Raw genomic sequence first — 18,074 nt, 5'->3', positions numbered from 1 at the left:
AAATAAAAAATTATAAAGGGAGTTGATTTAATGGAAGCTTTGCAGAGAAAGCCTGCTTTAAATGAAATAATAATTGAAGCAAAAGACCTTAATAAAACCTACAAACTGGGTACCCAGGAGGTAGAGATACTTAAAAATATTAATCTTACAATAAAAGCAGGAGAATTTGTATCAATAATGGGACCTTCAGGATCAGGAAAAAGTACTCTCCTGTATCTTTTGGGGGGGTTAGATAAGCCTACCAGCGGCAGCGTCAAAATAGCGGGAAAAGAACTTTCCGTAATGAATGATAAGGCTCAAAGTATTATGAGAAGAAGAGATGTAGGTTTTGTATTTCAATTTTACAATCTTATACCAAATTTAAATGTAGAAGAGAATATAATGCTTCCAATACTGCTAGACGGAAAGAGACTTAAGGATTACAGGGATAAACTTGAAAAAATATTAGAAGTAGTGAGTCTAAAGGACAGAAGAAATCACACTCCAAGGGAATTGTCCGGTGGACAGCAGCAAAGAGTGGCAATTGCAAGAGCCCTCATTAATGAGCCAGAGGTAATTCTTGCAGACGAACCTATAGGAAATTTAGACAGTAAGACAGGAAAAGAAGTTATGGAGTTACTTAGAAAGATAAATATAGAAAATGGGAAGACCATTGTGCAGGTTACCCATTCTCCTGATTCAGCAAATTATGGGCAAAAGATAATTTATGTAAAAGATGGAAAGGTGGTAGAGGAATAATGAAAAAGGGAAAAATATCATTATTAATTATATCTATAGGATTAGCAGTGGCGTTAACAGCTTGCCAGCAGTCAAGCAGCGCAAATACAACTAAGAAACCTGCAGCAAAGCAAAATAACAATACTATAGAAGCTTCGGGGACAGTACAGGCATCTAATGTAGAAAATATTATTATAGACTTTCCTACAACGGCAATTCCAAAGATAACAAAGATAAACGTACAGGAAGGGCAGAAGGTAAAAAAAGGTGATAAACTTGTACAATTAGATATGAGTGATTATAATGCCACGGTTAAAGGAAAACAAAAAGCTGTAGATGCAGATACCAGTGCTAAAAAAGCAGATGTAGAAAGTAAAAAAGATTTGACCACGGATAATGCAAAGAATGCTTACCAGGCAAAAATTGATGCGGATCAGGCGAAGATAGATGCAGATAAAATAGAGCTTGATGCTTTAAAAGCTAAATTAAATAGAACTTATTTAAATAATGAAGGAGTAGTATCAGATATAGATAATGCGGTAGTTACTAATATTGCATATAAAGTAGGAGATTTAGCTAGCCCTGAAAAGGCTCTGCTAAGCCTAAGTGATTTAAATAGTCTTTATATACAGGCAGATGTCAGTGAAGAATTCATAAAAGATGTAACTGTAGGAAAAGCAGTTCAAATAGTACCCAATGCAGATCCAAGTGCAAAAATAGCAGGAAAAGTTACTAGTGTAGCAAATGCGGCTACTCTAGATAAAAATGGAGACACCTATATTCCTGTAAATATATCTATAGACCAAAATAATGGAAAGCTTTTGCCAAATTATAATGTGGATGTAGAAATAGATAAAAGTAAGTAAAATAGACTAGTATAGGGTAGAATGAAATTTATATAGTATAAAGAAAAATATAGGAGATAAATTTGTCTTCTATATTTTTTTCGATAAATTTTTATGTATCTTATATTGCCAATATTACTACACAATGTATAAAAATTATAGTTAAATGGATAGTATTTTATTATGTGTCACTAATAATATAATTGCATAGAGTAATATAAAATGTATTCTAAAATGTTAAATGGGTATAACTTGCACCTTATTGGAACAAATATTATAATGAAGTTACCTTGTTTTAAGTTATTCAGTTGAAAAATTAATTAATATTCATTGATATAATAAGTCTTTTAGATATACTTTTAGAAATGATTAGGATATAGATTGGAGTTGTAAAATTATGGCCTCGGAGGATATGAGTTTAATTATATTAGAAACTAGTGATATACATGGAAATATGATACCAATAGATTATGCTAACAATGAAAAAGCTAAAAATGGAATGTCAAAAATTGCTTCAATAATTAGAGAGGAAAGAAATTTAAATGAAAATGTTATCTTGGTAGATAATGGTGACATGCTTCAGGGCACTCCACTTACCTATTATTATGCAAAAGTAGATAGGAAAGATAAAAACCCTATTATAGATGTATTAAATTTTTTACAATATGATGCAGCGGTTATAGGAAATCATGAATTTAATTATGGTATGGATATTCTTAAAGCGTCAATAAATCAATCAAATTTTCCATGGCTTTCTGCTAATATTATAGACAAAAATTCTTTAGAACCTGCCTTTGGGAAGCCCTATACAATAAAAAATTTCAAAAATGGATTAAGGGTAGGAATACTAGGTCTTACTACGAAATATATACCTAACTGGGAGAATCCAGATATAATTGAGGGGCTGGACTTTCAAGATGTGGTAAAAACTGCCGAAAAGTGGGTTAATATTTTGAAAGAAAAGGAAAAGGTAGACTTAGTGGTAGTTTCCTATCATGGAGGTTTTGAAAGGGATTTAGACACAGGAAAACCCACAGAAAGTCTCACTGGAGAAAATCAGGCTTATGAGCTTTGCAAAAAAGTAAAGGATATAGATGTATTATTAACAGGTCATCAGCACAGGCTTATTTATAATAAGTACATCAACGGTGTTGTTGTGGTTCAACCGGGAAATGCTGCTAAAGCCATAGGTAAGGTTGAAATTAATCTGAAGAGAGGCAAGAATGGCTGGAAGATAATAAGTAAGAGCTCCAAATTAATTTTTAGTGAGAATAAAGCCTCCCAAGTTGAAGTTGAAAATATAATAAATGATATAGAGAAAGATACTCAGGTATGGCTGGATAAAGCTATTGGAAATATAAATGGGAACATGATTGTTAAAGATTACATGGATATAAGAACTAAAGATAACGCCTTAATGGAATTTATTAATAAAGTACAAATGGATAGTGCAGGAGTAGATATTTCGAATACAGCTTTATTTGATAATAAATCTAAAGGTTTTAGAAATAAAGTGACAATGAGAGATATAGTTTCAAATTATGTATATCCTAATACATTAAAAGTCATCAAAATTAAGGGCTCTGATATTAAAAAGGCATTAGAGAAATCTGCATCATATTTTGCTAGTTATGACGGAGAAAGTATCAAAGTAAATCCAAAATTTGCTATTCCAAAACCACAACATTATAATTATGATATGTGGGAAGGCATTGAATATGAAATAAATGTATCAAAACCATTTGGAAATAGGATAACAAAATTGAATTATAAAGGTAAGCCCTTAGATACGGAAAAAGAATATGAGGTTGTAATGAACAATTATCGTGCTGGTGGTGGAGGAAATTATGATATGTTCAAAGGGAAGCCGGTAATAAAGGATATACCTATTGATATGTCTGAATTAATAGCTAATTATATTTTGTCAAGAGGAGTTATAGAGGCTACAGTAGATGGAAATTGGAAGGTTATTCATGATTGACATAAGTGATGTAATCGCCTGCATAATTTTCATAAGGCATATATAAAGATTTTCTTCATATATTATTGCTTTACAGTAATTACAGGATATCTTCAAATAAATAAACAGTCAGCAGGCTAGCCCATTTTGCATTTTTAACTTATTATTTATTTGAAGACAAATTTATTAAGCTGTAGTTGTTGGTGGAGTAAAGACTCTTTGGCTTAATTCAGCATCTAGCATGTACAATGCAGCTTTATCATCACCTATTCTTTCTAATCTCTTTAATATAGTAGAAACTGTTTTTTCCTCTTCAGTTTGTTCATCAATAAACCACTTCAAGAAGCTTATAGTTGCATGTTCTTTTTCATTTGTAGCTATATCCATGAGATTGTAAATTCTTTCAGTTACAATTTTTTCATGATTTAAAGTGGCTTTGAAAGCATCAAGTATTGAACCAAATTCATTATTTGGATTATCCATGCCTTTAATTACAACTGTTCCGTCCATATCAACTATGTAATTAAAGAATTTATTAGCATGGAATCTTTCTTCTTCAATTTGTACTTTAAAAAAGTTTTCAAAACCGGTTAAATCTTGAGATGCGCAGTATGCCTGCATTGCTAAATAAATATGTGCTGAATAAAATTCATAGTTTACTTGATCATTTAAAGCAGAAAATAATTTTTCACTTATCATAATAATCACCCTTTCAAATTAATATTGATTTAATAGTTATTAGTAAAAATGTAATAATATCTACTAATATAGAGTATATATATATTTTAAAGCAATAATGAATAAAATACAAATGAACTCTTGCAAATAATTTGTTTACTAAAGCTGTATATGTTATTTTATTAAGTTTCAGTATAAGCTCTATAATAATTATAATTTTGCTTATAATATTAAGTGATTGGTTGTTTTCAAAATTGGAGCTTAAATAATAATTACTTTAGAGTAAAGAAGGGATAAATTTGCTTGATGTATGTCTATTAGGTTGTGGAGGCAGTATGCCTGTTCCAAATAGATCACTTACTTCCATGCTGGTAAGTTTTAATGGCAGTAAATTGTTAATTGATTGTGGTGAAGGAACTCAAGTTTCTATGAAAATATTAGGGAGTGGTTTTAAAGCTATAGATATTATATGTTTTACTCATTATCATGCAGATCATATAGCAGGACTTCCCGGGCTTCTGTTAACTATCGCCAATTCAGGCAGAATAGAACCACTTACTATAGTAGGACCTTTAGGATTAAAAAAGGTTGTTGAGGGTATGACAGTTATAGCACCAATTCTTCCCTATGAATTAAAATTAATAGAAGTACAACAGGATTTTTATGAACTGAAATTAAATGATATGATAATTCACACTATAGTTTGTGAACATACACTTCCATGTTTAGGATACAGTATAGAAATAAAAAGAAGAAAAAAGTTCAATAGAGATAAAGCTAAAATAAATAATATACCTATGAAGCTTTGGAGTATTCTTCAAAAAGGCCAAAGTGTTGAGTTTAATGGAAAGACATTTGTGCCAGAAATGGTTTTAGGTGATGAGAGAAAGGGTATAAAAATTTGTTATGTTACAGATACAAGACCTATAGATCCTCTTATAGATTTTATAAAGGAAGCTGAACTTTTTATATGTGAGGGCATGTATGGTGAAGATAATAGCTTGGAAAAGGCTATTAAAAATAAACATATGCTTTTTAGTGAAGCAGCAGCCTTAGCAAAAGAAGGCAGCGTAAAAGAACTCTGGTTGACTCATTTCAGTCCATCACTTAAAGAACCAGAGGAATATTTGGAACCTACAAAAAAGGTATTTGAGAATACTATAGTGGGAAAAGATAGGCTTTGCAAGAGTATAAATTTTACCTGATATTTAGTAAATGTAAATATAAAAACCTCTGAGAATTTAGACTCAGAGGCTAATATTTATACAAGCATACAGAGCATAAACAGAGTTCTTGGCATCAGGTGGAGTTTTATTTCAGCTGATGCTTAGAAATCGTTATCCAGGGACGTAACCACTTTTTACTCCCGCCTTGAAAGCGATGGGAGTATTAGAGTGGATAGTCATCAGATAAAAGCTAAGAATGCTTGAGTGCGAAATTTGGTTTTAATAACTTTGGATTAGGCATATGAAAATAAATAGGCTATCATACTGACTAGTTATTTATTTGGATGCACCTTACTTTGTGATTATAGTTATGTGCAGAAATTTGAATTTTATTCATTACTAAATAATTCATTTATTTCTATTACACCCTCTCCTTGCTGCCATTTGGGAAAATTTAATAGCTTGCAGGAAGCTTTAATAAGGGAAATAATATCATTATAATTTAAATTTTTGTTACTTTCCAATAAGAGAGCACAAATTCCACTTACATAGGCAGCTGCACAAGAAGTACCTGTAAAACTGGTATAGTATTTTTCCATTTTATGAGGATAAAGCTTTACCCCATTTCTTTCTGAAATGTAGTCTGTATCAGATTTTAAAGAATATATATCAACGCAGGCAGCGGAAAGATCTGGCTTCATAAGTTTCCCGCAGGGACCGCTGGCGGAATAATTATAGGATTTAGTTGTAGAAGCAGTATCAAGGCCTCCAACGGTTAAACAGTTATCTAATCCGGCAATTCCTCTTATAGAACTTTTTATATTTTCATTATTTCCGCTGGGAACTATTACTACAATATTGTTTTCCCTTGCCTTTTCAAAAATCTTATGAAAAAGCGATAATATAAAATCATCTTCTGTATTTATCTCAAAAGGCAAGCAAAGTATTCTTATGTTAAATTCCTTACAGTCACAGAGAATTTTGTCTATGGCTAAAAGTATGTTTGATATATGAGCTTTCCCTAAAGCATTAAAGGCCTTTATACAGTATATACTGCTGTTTGGAGCTATACCTTTGTACATGCCCTTTGAATTAATGCCACTACCAGATATTATTCCGCTGATAAAAGTACCGTGGCCATTATCATCATAAGGATAATTAAGTCCATTTATAATATCTATAAAATTTTTGATTTTTTTAAAAGGACTCAATAAATCAGGATGTGGATATATACCGCTATCTACTAAAGCTATGCAAACATCTTTACCTGTAAATTTCAAATTTTTAGATAAATTTATTTTATTAGAGGCAGATACACTATTTCCGCAAAGATAAGCAAAATTATCTAAAGTAATAAAGTTTACCTCAGGATATTCTATTAAACGTTTAATGGCATTAGCAGATATGTTTGCACATACACAGTTAACAGAAGGAATCATACAGATTAATTCCCCTCTAAAAGATTTTATTTTTGATTGAAATCTATCTAATAGGGCAGTGCAGTGAATAATAACCCTATAATTTTTAAGTCTATCATTTTTAATAGCAAGTTTAAGGTTGTTATCAAGTTTTTTTCTTATAGAAAACATCAATTTTCCTCCGTAAGATGACTTTCATTATTATTATATTTTAAAACTTGATATTTGCTATTAAATAATGAAAAAAATTTTCAACACTTCCATTTAAATACTACTATACCTACTATCATAATGATTACACCCAATATTTCATTAATGCCAAAGGCTATTTTGGGAGTATCAAAAAGTCCAAAAGCGTCGATAATAGCAGCAGCTAGAAGTTGAGCAATTAGTATTGTTGAGATTGCACAGGTAGTTCCAACAGAAGATATTCCTTTCATAACAGTGTAGACAATTATAACGCCAAGTATTCCACCTAAAAGATATATTTTATTTACATCTTTTATATTTTTAAAATTGCCCTTACTCGCAAAAATCAACACTATAGAAGTAAAAATTAATGCACTTCCTTGAACAATTACATTTGTTTCCCAAAGTCCTATTTTTTCGCTTAGCCGTGTATTAAAAACTCCTTGAAAGCTCATACAAATCCCTGATAAAATTGATAAAAGTATACCAAGCATAAAATCACCATCCTGAAAATTAGTATGCCCAGATATACATGTATATATAAGTAAATCTTGGTTAGCCATAAGACAAACTAAAAAAAAACACTATAAAAGCTATTTAATAAACTTTATAGTGTGTATATATTGTTGAATTAATTTAGGCATCTTCAAAAAATAACTAAGTCAGTATGCTAGCCTATTTTGAATCCTACTGCGTCAACAGAACCCTCTGATAGTCCAACTATCATCAGAACCTGTTTCCCTGTTGGATTCAAAATATTCGTCGCATCTTTGACTTATTATTTATTTTTAGATGCCTTAATAACCGATATTTTGTCTTTCATGATTTATAAGGTTCTTTTTCAAATAAGCCTCTTCTATTTTATCTTCTGTAAATCCTAAGTTCAAGCCTAAACTCAAGAAATCTTCAAAAAGAGTTATATAGTGATCAATTGAGGAGCATATTAAGAAATCATTAATATCAATGAAAAGATCTAAAAACTGTTCTGTTATTTTGTCTCCATAATTTGCAGCCGTAATTTCTATATGTTCAAAATTTTTGTCTATACCTATACTTAATATAAAATGCAGACAATCTACAAATTCCTCTAGAATGTTCTCCTCTGGAGAAGGACCTTTTTTACTCCAATATTTGAAACATCTAGTTTCGTTGGCTAGCTCGCCTACTTCTACTTGAAGTGCAAGAGCTTTTTTAGAGAATAAGTTGTCAGCATTTAAGTTATGTTCACTTAGTATTCTGCTATCTAGCTCTTTTTGCAGGTTGAATAGTTTCTTCAAATTCATTAATAAAGCCGCCTTTCTATAACTGTTATATAACATATATTTTATATTAAATTCATAAATAATAAAAGATTATATAAACGATTACATGAAAAATTAATTAAATTCATGATAATTTAATAATAAAAGATAATATTACCTATTAATTAAGTAAATTTATATATAAATTAAGAAAACCTAGTTAAGATCTATATACCATATTAGGTTTGTATTAGTACATAAATTTTATTTTATCCGATGACTAGCCGATGTAACACTCCACCTTCTAAAGGTGAAGATAACTGTAAACAAATGAGTTACATAATAATTCGTTTGTTTACAGTTATTGTAAGCATAAGTAAATTCAGATAAACAGAGTTCTTTGTTTCAGGTGGAGTTTTTTTCTCCAGCTGAAACTTACTAACAGAGTTCTTAGTATCGGTATTTTCGATACTTAGAAATCGTTGTCCAGGGACGTGGCAGCCGTTATCTCCCACTTTGATAAAAGATGGGAGATAACGGCTGGTAGTCATCGGATAAATTGATTTTAGTTTCCTAAAATAGGCAATGTATTAGCACCCTTAGGCATTAGTATAGTTTCCAAATTTTTGCCTTTTTTCTCGTAGACTATGTTAAGAGCCTCATCAATAGTACTAACTACTTTTATGTTTGCGTTTTTTACCAAATTCTGATCTATATCAGAAACCATTATAAAATCATATTTTTCTGCTAGTTCACAGACATAGTATCCTATGAATTTTGATATACTGTATCTTTCTCTAAGAGATTTTTCTCTATCTAAAATATTATCATAATTTAATATTATATCCTTAATATCTGAGTCTCCACCAAGGCCTTCCCTACATTGGGATATAAGAATTAAAGCAGCACCATCCTTAGCGGCTTCATTCATATTAATCAGTGTTTTACTACTTTGATATAAATTTATATCCTTAGGATATCCACCAGCACTTCCAATAACAAGATCAGCTTTTTTATGAATTTTAACTCCATCTATCTTATTTACTAAATCTCTACCTACTGCATGAGCTTCTACATAATCACCTGAAACTGCAGCTGCAATATTGCCATCCGAACCCATAATTACATTAAACATAAAGCTAGGTTTAACAAATGCGGTAGCTTCCAGCATGTCATTATGCACAGGATTATTTGCAATACTTCCTGATCTAACCAGTGGATTACTTCCATCACCTATATTCTCTCCAAGAGAAAGGGCGTGATTCGACATAATAGTATCATAGCCGGATATTCCAGGAAGAATAGATTTTTTACCACCTGCCCATCCAGCAAGCAAATGATAGACTATTGATCCTGTTATTACTATATGATCACATTCCATGGCTATTTTATTTATCCAGACAGGAGTTCCGTAACTTGTTTCACCTAGATATACTAAATTATCCTTATCAAGACAATCATGGTCAATAACATCAAATCTCTTATGTAATTCAGCTCCCAATAGATTTTCATGTTCTTCTTCAGTCTGTTTTCTATGAGTACCTGTAGCACTTAAAAAAATAATATCCTTATCTGGTATATCAGCATTATTGAGCTCTTCCACAATGGCAGATAGAAATTTATAAGGTTTTTGCCAAGCTCTGGTAACATCTGAAATTACAATACATATCTTCTCACCACTATGGACTATATCCTTTAGTCTTGGACTGTTTATAGGATTTGCAAGAGAATCTAGTATGATCTCGTCTTCAGTTTTCCCTAAATTAAATGGATTACTTTCTATTATCTGTACAATATTGTTTTCATCAATAGGAAAAGTAATATGTGTATCTCCATATTTCATATCAATGTTTTTCATATAATAAACTTCCTTTAAATTTAACTTTAGAGTCATCAATAAAATAATTAATAATTATAAATTTATTTTATTGATGCTGCTTTAGCGTATAAAAATTAATATACAGGAGTACAGTATTTAGAATATTTAGGATTTTTGCTTGAAGTTATTTCAAAGAACAATTCTTTAATTTTCTTTGATATTTCGCCTTGCTTTCCATCACCTATTACTCTGTTGTCTACTTCAATTACAGGAGTAACCTCCATAGCTGTTCCACTGAAGAAAACCTCATCAGAAGCATACAGTTCAGTTCGTGTTATACTTCTTTCAACTACTTCAAGATTCAATTCATTTTTTGCAAGTTCCATAACAGTGTCTCTTGTTATTCCTTCAAGTATATTATCGCTTGGAGGAGGAGTTATAAGTTTTCCCTTTTTAAATATAAATAAGTTTTCTCCAGGACCTTCACAAATGTTGCCATTACTAGTTAAGAATATAGCTTCATCATATCCATTTTGCTTTACTTCAAGAGAAGCAAGTGCGGAATTAAGATATGCTGCTGTAGCTTTAGTTCTTGGAGGAAGCATATTGTCTTCAAGTCTTTGCCAAGAAGTTATAGCTACCTTAAGTTCTTCCTTACCAGTGTAACTACCTAATGGTTGACAATATATTACTAGTCTATCATCTTCATCCATTAAAGTTGGTCCAATATCCTCTCCACCTTTATAGGCTATAGGTCTTATATAAGTTGTAGATTTAAAATTGTTTTTCTTTAAGAGTTCTACAGTTAAAGAACATAATTCATCTACTGAATAAGGTAATTTAATGTTAATAGTCTTGCAGGACTGTAAAAATCTCTGATAATGTTCTTTTAGTCTGAAAGCATAAAGTTGCTCATCTTCCTCAAGCCAATAAGCTCTAATTCCTTCAAAGCAGCCTAAGCCATAATTAAAGGCTTTACATCTAATACTTATACTTACCTCGCTTTCAGGAACTATTTTACCGTTGTAAACTACATAAGAATTATTCACAAAAAAACCCCCTTATAAAATTTTATTAATTGAGGCATCTTCAAAAAAAACCTTGACTTCTTATTTATTTTCAGATGCCATATCAAAAAAAGAGCAGACAATGTCCCTTATGGGGCGAAGTCTGCTCGCGGTACCACCCAAATACTTACTTGAAAATCATAACGGCCATGCCGGCTTAGCTTACTAAGAATTCAGCTTGCAACTCAAGGGTGATTTTCGGTAATACTTAGTTTGTGGGCTCTCACCTAACCCCACTCTCTTTAAAACATTTATATTACTTACTTTTCCCAATCATAGTTTTTATATGTAAATAAAATTATACAATTAATAGTATATTCGCTTTACGCTTAAATATACTATCTGCCAAAAGTTATGTCAATACTTAAATGAAAAATATATTTAATCATCAATTTATCCTAGGAAAAGGGGCTTAGAATTGATGATTTAATATTCTTTTAATGCAAAACTTTTAATTGTCATAGTTTTTTTATTATTAATTGGTTTCCAAAGTTCAAGTCTATCTATTCTTGCTACTTTTTGTGGATTAGCATTTTGAGTATTTTGACAGGCAATTTTATATTCATCTGTAGACCATTTTCTAACGGCATAGTTTGTGTTGGCTAAGGAAACATGTAGATCCCAACTATTGATATCTTCTCTTACCTTAAAGTGATGAATTTTTAAATTTTCATTAATATGCCTTACTAATCTTGTTATGTAACCTTTATTTTCTACCTTCAAATTTACTGATTTATATGGAGGATCAAAACAAATAACTCCATTAAGTTCTACCCTGAACCTTTTGTAAGGCTTCATTATATCTGATACTATTTTATCAAGCTTATCAATATCAGGGTCATCAATGACCTCAAGAGTAATGTGCAGCACAGGAAGTTTTCTATATAACTTATATTTTTTACATATATTCCTCTGTATGCTTTCAACAAATGAATAAGAATCTTTATCAAATAATGCCACTAAATAATACTTCATTTATATTCCTCCAAGTGTGATATATAAAATGATTGAACAAATTAATTATAACATATAAGGCATCTGAATAGAAATAGCAAGTAAATTTTTGAATTTTGTTAGTCAAACTATATAATTATTATTAAGAAATTGTTGGTTAGCATCCAGGTAAAACCAATGAAATTATGGCTTAGTTATATATTTAACAGTATAAGCTATATAATTAAATAAGAGAACATTATAACATGAATTATTTAACTTTAAACTTAATATAAATGGTATAAAATGATAGGTTTATTATTTTAAAATTAATTACAAAAAAAACTGTAATTATGCTATAATATAATTCGTGGTTATCTTAAATAAGAATTTATGTAAAATTTATATATATATAGTGAGGATGGATAAGGGAATGGACAAATTAATTATAAAGGGCGGTAAAGAGCTTTTTGGAAGTGTAGAAATAGGTGGAGCTAAAAATGCGGCAGTAGCAATTCTTCCAGCAGCTATTATGGCTAGTAAAGATATATGTGTAATAGATAATATTCCTGAAATAGAAGATATTCAATGCGAAGAGAGAATTATTGAAAGTCTTGGATGCAAAATTACTAGAGTTAAAAACTCAGTTACTATAGATAGTACTATGTTGAAAAATGTGAATGCAAATACTGATGATGTGAGAAAAATGAGAGCTTCTTATTATTTAATCGGATCACTTCTTGGAAGATTTAAAAAGGCAGCGGTGGAACTCCCTGGGGGATGTCCTATAGGCGTTAGACCAATTGATCAGCATATAAAAGGATTTGAAGCATTAGGTGCCAAGGTTAATATTGAGCATGGTACAATAACTGTAGAGGCAGAGAGACTTATAGGAACGAATATATACTTTGATGTTGTAAGTGTAGGCGCAACTATAAATGTGATGCTTGCAGCAACTTTGGCTGAAGGGACTACAGTGCTTGAAAATGCAGCTAAAGAGCCACATGTTGTGGATGTAGCTAATTTTTTAAATACTATGGGAGCCAATATAAAGGGTGCGGGAACAGATGTTATAAGAATAGTAGGAGTTAAAGAACTTACAGGATGTAATTATAGCGTTATTCCAGATCAAATTGAAGCAGGTACATATATGGTTGCGGCAGCAGCTTGTGGAGGCTCTGTAACTATAAATAATGTTATACCTAAACACCTTGAGTCTATATCAGCAAAGCTTGTAGAGATGGGTGCAGAAGTTATTGAACTTGATGATTCTGTCACTGTTAAGTCAAATAAAGGTTTAAGAGGTGTAAACATAAAAACTCTTCCTTATCCTGGATTTCCAACAGATGTGCAGCAGCCTATGAGTACACTTTTATGTGTTTCAGAGGGAAGAAGTATAATAAATGAAAGTATATTTGAATGTAGATTTAAGCATATAGATGAGCTTAAGAAGATGGGAGCCTGCATAAAAGTTGAGGGGCGAATTGCTATAATAGATGGAGTTAAAAAGTTAACAGGAGCTGTAGTTAAAGCAAGTGATTTAAGAGCAGGTGCAGCCATGGTTATTGCTGGTCTGATTGCTGAAGGCACTACAGAAGTTACTTCAATAGAGCATATTGATAGAGGGTACCCTCATATAGAAAATAAATTTAAAGCCTTAGGGGCTGATATAATAAGAGTACCTATAAATTAGAACATAGGACTTTTTAGGATGTAGGAGAAAATTATGAAATTTTGTTCACTTTACAGTGGGAGTAGTGGTAACAGTATATTTATTGCATCTGAAAATGCAAAAATATTAATAGATGCAGGTCTTCCGGGGAAACATATAGAAGAGGCCTTAGCTAAAATAGGAGAAAGCCCTAAAAATATAGATTGTATATTTGTTACCCATGAACATACAGATCATGTAAAGGGAGTAGGTGTACTTTCAAGAAAGTATGATATACCTGTATATGCTAATGAACCTACATGGAAGGGCATGTTTAAAAGTGTCGGTAAAATAAAAGAGCACAATATTAAAATTATGGATAAAAATAATGTATGCATTAAAGATTTAGATGTAGTAGGCTATGATATACCTCATGATGCAGCAAAGCCTACAGGTTATTCTGTAATCTGCAAGGGCAAAAAAGTGTGTGTAGCCACGGACTTAGGATATTTTTCGGATCAGGTAAAAGAACAGCTTGTAGATGCAGAGGTAATACTTTTAGAAAGCAATCATGATGTAGAAATGCTTAAATTTGGACCATATCCATATAATTTAAAGCGGAGAATACTAAGTAATATAGGTCATTTGTCAAATGAGGATTGTGGAAAAGCTATTATGGATATAATGGGTTATAAAAGGAAAAAAATTATTTTAGGCCACTTGAGTAAAACAAATAATTATCCAGAGTTAGCCTTTAAGACTGTAGTAAATGTGTTGAATGCTTCTGGTATAAAAATAGATAAAGATATAGAAATAACTATGGCAAAAAGAGATATGCCAAGTGGATATACTGAATTCTAGCAATTTAATTCTATGACTGGTTATTATAAGCTTATATAAAACTTCACAATGGCATGATTTAAGTGGTGATCTAAACTGGGGAGGAAAATAAACCTTATTTACGCAAAGATTTATTTTATAGAGGAGAGTTTCCATGAAAAGAGTATTAGGTTCCAGTATGTGTATTGTACTGGTATGTTCTAGTTTAATGTTGAGTTCTTGTTCATTAAGGAATGAGAAAGCTAATGAAAACTTAAACAGCAAAATAGAAAATGTAAAGTTATATAAGGAAAATGGGCAGGCGATTGATTTAAATCTGTACTTTGATGCATCACAAAGCGAAAAAAAAGCAGAGATAGCTCAAGAGGAAAGATTAATTAAAAAGGATGAACTTATAGGAGAATTGATTATTAACGAGCTTATAAAAGGACCGGGCTTAGAAAGTAAGTTAAAACCTGTTCTACCTAAGAGCACTAAGCTTTTAAGTTTTTCTATAAATAATGATATTGCATTTATAAATCTCAGTGATGATGCCAGAGTTCCTATGACTCCAATTAAGGAAGAGGCGGTATTAAAGAGTTTAGTGGCATCTTTAGAACAGCTATCCTCTGTAAAAAAGATAAAAATACAAATTGACAATAAAGATACGGATACTCTTGGTGGGAATTTTGATATATCAAAGCCTTTTGGAAAGGATGATATAGATGGAAGAAGAAAAAAGTAAATATTTCTGTGAAGAGCATTTAGATAGAGCTTTTGATGACTATCTCGTAGAAAATGAAGAATTTCCTGATGTAATTGAGGTAACAGGACATAAATGTGATTATTGCGAAAAACAGGCTAAATATAAATTAAGTAGATAAAAGGAGAAATTACATATGAGTTTATATAAAAATTGGACAGATATGGTAGTGGAGTATGTAAAAACTAGAGGGGAAGCAGCTTTTTGGCAGGAATATGGAGCTATTGAAACAAAAGTATATACAAAGGTATTAGCTAATCATGACAAACATATAGATGGAAAAATTGAAGATTTGGCAAAAGAATTTGAAATTGATAATATTTTTTTCATGGGCTTTTTAGATGGAATAAATGATAGTTTGACTGAACCATTGGATTTAGAGAAACTTAGTGAAGATGATAATATAGTAATAAATATAGATTTCGAAAAATTGTATTTTAATATGCTGGAAGCAAAGGCAGACTATTTATACGAGCTTCCTCAATGGGAAGGAATTTTTTCAAAGGAAAAGAGAAAAGAAATACATAACAATTGGAAAAATTCAAAAACTGTAGTGAATAAAAATAAAGTCGGCAGAAATGAACCATGTCCTTGTGGCAGCGGTAAAAAATATAAGCAGTGCTGCGGTAAAAACTAAATAATATTTATACATAGTTATAAAGACGGTAACGAGAGGATTGATAGAGTATGCCACAAATAAGTGAGAGGTTAAATGGTTTTACAGAATCGGTTATTCGTAAAATGACGAGAATATCAAATAAATATGGTGCTATAAATTTATCACAGGGATTTCCAGATTTTGATCCACCAAAGGAAATTAAAGAGGCTCTTGTAAAAGTAGCAGAAGAAGGACCACATCAATATGAAATTACCTGGGGGTCACAAAAACTAAGAGAAGCATTGGCAAAAAAGCAGACAAAATTTATGGGCATTCCCATAGATCCAAATAAAGAGATAGTTGTTACCTGTGGAAGTACAGAAGCAATGATGGTTTCAATGATGACAGCTTGTGATCCAGGTGATAAAGTTGTAGTATTTTCTCCTTTCTATGAAAACTATGGGGCAGATGCTATTCTATGTGGGGCAGTGCCTATATATGTTCCTTTAAAACCACCGGAATTTAATTTTGATAAAGAAGAACTTATAAGAGCATTTCAGCAAAAGCCAAAGGCAATCATATTGTGTAATCCATCTAATCCAACAGGAAAGGTTTTTACCATAGAAGAACTTCAGTTTATTGGGAACTTAGCTAAAGAATATGATACCTTTGTAATTACAGACGAAGTATATGAACACATAGTTATGAAACCATATAAGCATAATTATATGACAGCATTACCGGGAATGTTTGAACGTACAATTTCCTGCAGTTCACTATCTAAAACCTATGCCATAACAGGGTGGAGAATCGGATATGTTATCGCCCCAGAAGGTATAATAGAAAATGCCAAAAAGGTTCACGACTTTTTAACCGTTGGTGCAGCAGCACCACTTCAAGCAGCGGTTTTAGCAGGGCTCAATTTACCTGATGAATACTATGAATCTCTAGGAGAATTGTATACTAAGAAAAGGGATCTTTTCCTTAAAGGGCTTGATGAGGCTGGCCTCAAGTATACAAAACCTGAAGGTGCATATTATGTTATGGTGGATATATCAGAATTTACTAAGGGTAGTGACATGGAATTCTGTGAATGGCTGGCAAAAGAAGTGGGAGTAGCAGCAGTACCTGGTTCAAGCTTTTTTAAAGAAGATGTAAATAACTACATAAGATTTCATTTTGCAAAGAAGGATGAGACCTTAATTGAAGCTGTTAAAAGATTAGCAACTCTTAGAGAAAAGGCAAAGAGTAGAAAAATTTAGTTAGAATCTGCTTAGATGCAATGAATATAATTTATTGCAATATATGAGGTAAATAAACATGAAATATTCCTATGGAAACAAGAATAATTCAATATTATCTTTTTCTGATATGAGTTGCAGCAATCTGCGAGCTGACTGCGAAAACTGTTTCGGCTTTTGTTGTGTTGCATTGTACTTTTCAGCTTCAGAAGGCTTCCCTATTGACAAAGATGCTGGTAAGCCTTGTATTAACCTACAATCAGACTTTCGATGCGGCGTTCACAAAAGTCTCAGAAAGCTGGGACTTAAAGGGTGCACTGCCTATGACTGTTTTGGTGCGGGTCAAAAGGTTGCTCAAGTCACCTATGGTGGGCATGACTGGCGGCAAGTTCCAGAATCCGCTAAGCAAATGTATGAGGTCTTCCTGATTATGCGTCAGATCCATGAAATGCTCTGGTATCTGGCAGAATCACTTACGCTGCAACAGGCCCATCATATCCAAGATGAACTCGGCTCCATGCTTAATGAGACTGAACGACTCACTTGCCTCAGTCCTGACTCCCTCATAGCACTAGATTTGACAGCACACCGTGGACATGTTAATACTCTACTTCTACAGACTAGCGAATTGGTGCGAAGCAAAGTTCCCCGTGGGAAGAAGACTTCTTCAATGCACCAAAAGACTCTTGGTCGAGGATTAGACCTTATTGGCGCAGATCTCAGAAAAAAAGATCTGAGATGTGAAAATTTGAGAGGAGCCTACCTTATTGCGGCTGATCTCAGAGGCGTGGATTTGAATGGGGCTGATCTCATCGGAGCTGATTTGCGAGATGCTGACCTTAGAGGAGCTAACCTCACCCATAGTATCTTTCTTACCCAAGCCCAGATTAACACGGCGAAAGGTGATTCTCACACAAAGTTACCCATATCACTTACTCCACCAATATACTGGTCAAAATGATTATAGGA

General features: G+C 32.0%; 19 protein-coding genes and 1 other annotated feature. Of the genes, 11 read left to right on the top strand and 8 right to left on the bottom strand.

Annotated features, from left to right (window positions below):
* Positions 1 to 30: 30 nt before the first annotated feature.
* The 3 genes from ABF633_RS08640 to ABF633_RS08630 all read left to right on the top strand — a co-directional run bounded on the left by ABF633_RS08640 (position 31) and on the right by ABF633_RS08630 (position 3,543).
* Positions 31 to 738 carry an ABC transporter ATP-binding protein gene (locus ABF633_RS08640; RefSeq protein WP_415523282.1) on the top strand — a complete coding sequence of 236 codons (708 nt, stop codon included), beginning with the start codon at positions 31 to 33 and terminating at the stop codon, positions 736 to 738.
* Positions 738 to 1,583, top strand: a complete 846-nt coding sequence (locus ABF633_RS08635) for an efflux RND transporter periplasmic adaptor subunit (RefSeq protein ID WP_415523281.1) — start codon at positions 738 to 740, stop codon at positions 1,581 to 1,583. The genes ABF633_RS08640 and ABF633_RS08635 overlap by 1 nt, the downstream gene beginning before the upstream one ends.
* A 391-nt stretch (positions 1,584 to 1,974) precedes the next feature.
* Positions 1,975 to 3,543, top strand: a complete 1,569-nt coding sequence (locus tag ABF633_RS08630) for a bifunctional metallophosphatase/5'-nucleotidase (protein ID WP_415523280.1) — start codon at positions 1,975 to 1,977, stop codon at positions 3,541 to 3,543.
* Between the two features lie 165 nt (positions 3,544 to 3,708).
* On the opposite strand, the gene ABF633_RS08625 is transcribed toward ABF633_RS08630, so the two are convergent.
* Positions 3,709 to 4,221 carry a ferritin gene (locus ABF633_RS08625; RefSeq protein ID WP_415523279.1) on the bottom strand — a complete coding sequence of 171 codons (513 nt, stop codon included), beginning with the start codon at positions 4,219 to 4,221 and terminating at the stop codon, positions 3,709 to 3,711.
* Between the two features lie 278 nt (positions 4,222 to 4,499).
* Between ABF633_RS08625 and ABF633_RS08620 the strand changes: the two genes are divergently transcribed.
* Positions 4,500 to 5,405 carry a ribonuclease Z gene (locus tag ABF633_RS08620; protein WP_415523278.1) on the top strand — a complete coding sequence of 302 codons (906 nt, stop codon included), beginning with the start codon at positions 4,500 to 4,502 and terminating at the stop codon, positions 5,403 to 5,405.
* Positions 5,406 to 5,755: 350 nt separating this feature from the next.
* On the opposite strand, the gene ABF633_RS08615 is transcribed toward ABF633_RS08620, so the two are convergent.
* The 7 genes from ABF633_RS08615 to ABF633_RS08585 form a co-directional block, all read right to left on the bottom strand.
* A complete protein-coding gene (locus tag ABF633_RS08615; protein WP_415523277.1) occupies positions 5,756 to 6,955 on the bottom strand; it encodes a S8 family serine peptidase in 1,200 nt (399 codons plus the stop codon).
* An 80-nt stretch (positions 6,956 to 7,035) separates the two neighbouring features.
* On the bottom strand, positions 7,036 to 7,467 hold the full coding sequence (locus tag ABF633_RS08610) for a DMT family transporter (protein WP_415523276.1): 432 nt from the start codon (positions 7,465 to 7,467) through the stop codon (positions 7,036 to 7,038).
* 303 nt (positions 7,468 to 7,770) lie between these two features.
* Positions 7,771 to 8,256 carry a dUTP diphosphatase gene (locus ABF633_RS08605; protein WP_415523274.1) on the bottom strand — a complete coding sequence of 162 codons (486 nt, stop codon included), beginning with the start codon at positions 8,254 to 8,256 and terminating at the stop codon, positions 7,771 to 7,773.
* Between the two features lie 293 nt (positions 8,257 to 8,549).
* On the bottom strand, positions 8,550 to 8,765 hold the full coding sequence (locus ABF633_RS08600; RefSeq protein WP_415523273.1) for a hypothetical protein: 216 nt from the start codon (positions 8,763 to 8,765) through the stop codon (positions 8,550 to 8,552).
* A 14-nt stretch (positions 8,766 to 8,779) separates the two neighbouring features.
* On the bottom strand, positions 8,780 to 10,072 hold the full coding sequence (gene larA / locus ABF633_RS08595; RefSeq protein WP_415523272.1) for a nickel-dependent lactate racemase: 1,293 nt from the start codon (positions 10,070 to 10,072) through the stop codon (positions 8,780 to 8,782).
* Between the two features lie 95 nt (positions 10,073 to 10,167).
* Entirely contained in the window at positions 10,168 to 11,082 is a 915-nt protein-coding gene (locus tag ABF633_RS08590; RefSeq protein ID WP_415523271.1) for a branched-chain amino acid transaminase, read from the bottom strand.
* A gap of 107 nt (positions 11,083 to 11,189) precedes the next feature.
* Positions 11,190 to 11,386, bottom strand: a binding site (T-box leader).
* 140 nt (positions 11,387 to 11,526) lie between these two features.
* Positions 11,527 to 12,075: a 2'-5' RNA ligase family protein gene (locus ABF633_RS08585; RefSeq protein ID WP_415523270.1), complete on the bottom strand. Its 549-nt coding sequence runs from the start codon at positions 12,073 to 12,075 to the stop codon at positions 11,527 to 11,529.
* 391 nt (positions 12,076 to 12,466) lie between these two features.
* Here ABF633_RS08585 and ABF633_RS08580 point away from each other — a divergent pair, with 391 nt between their 5' ends.
* The 7 genes from ABF633_RS08580 to ABF633_RS08550 all read left to right on the top strand — a co-directional run bounded on the left by ABF633_RS08580 (position 12,467) and on the right by ABF633_RS08550 (position 18,066).
* Positions 12,467 to 13,726, top strand: coding sequence for a UDP-N-acetylglucosamine 1-carboxyvinyltransferase (locus ABF633_RS08580; RefSeq protein WP_415523268.1), 1,260 nt, complete (start codon positions 12,467 to 12,469; stop codon positions 13,724 to 13,726).
* A gap of 33 nt (positions 13,727 to 13,759) precedes the next feature.
* Positions 13,760 to 14,545: an MBL fold metallo-hydrolase gene (locus ABF633_RS08575; protein ID WP_415523267.1), complete on the top strand. Its 786-nt coding sequence runs from the start codon at positions 13,760 to 13,762 to the stop codon at positions 14,543 to 14,545.
* 133 nt (positions 14,546 to 14,678) lie between these two features.
* The gene (locus ABF633_RS08570) at positions 14,679 to 15,248 is read left to right on the top strand and encodes a GerMN domain-containing protein (protein ID WP_415523265.1); all 570 of its coding nucleotides are present in this window, start codon (positions 14,679 to 14,681) and stop codon (positions 15,246 to 15,248) included.
* A complete protein-coding gene (locus ABF633_RS08565) occupies positions 15,229 to 15,387 on the top strand; it encodes a CxxH/CxxC protein (protein WP_415523264.1) in 159 nt (52 codons plus the stop codon). The genes ABF633_RS08570 and ABF633_RS08565 overlap by 20 nt, the downstream gene beginning before the upstream one ends.
* Before the next feature lie 15 nt (positions 15,388 to 15,402).
* Positions 15,403 to 15,903 (top strand): SEC-C metal-binding domain-containing protein, encoded by a 501-nt coding sequence (locus tag ABF633_RS08560; protein WP_415523262.1) that lies wholly within the window; start codon positions 15,403 to 15,405, stop codon positions 15,901 to 15,903.
* 50 nt (positions 15,904 to 15,953) lie between these two features.
* Positions 15,954 to 17,126, top strand: coding sequence for a pyridoxal phosphate-dependent aminotransferase (locus tag ABF633_RS08555; protein ID WP_415523261.1), 1,173 nt, complete (start codon positions 15,954 to 15,956; stop codon positions 17,124 to 17,126).
* 58 nt (positions 17,127 to 17,184) lie between these two features.
* On the top strand, positions 17,185 to 18,066 hold the full coding sequence (locus ABF633_RS08550; RefSeq protein ID WP_415523260.1) for a pentapeptide repeat-containing protein: 882 nt from the start codon (positions 17,185 to 17,187) through the stop codon (positions 18,064 to 18,066).
* The last annotated feature ends 8 nt before the right edge of the window (positions 18,067 to 18,074 follow it).

The sequence above is a fragment of the Clostridium sp. genome, assembly GCF_047718555.1.
Lineage (GTDB): Bacteria > Bacillota > Clostridia > Clostridiales > Clostridiaceae > Clostridium_I.
The sequence above is the reverse complement of the archived record's forward strand: the minus strand, read 5'-3'. Positions and strand labels throughout refer to the sequence as shown.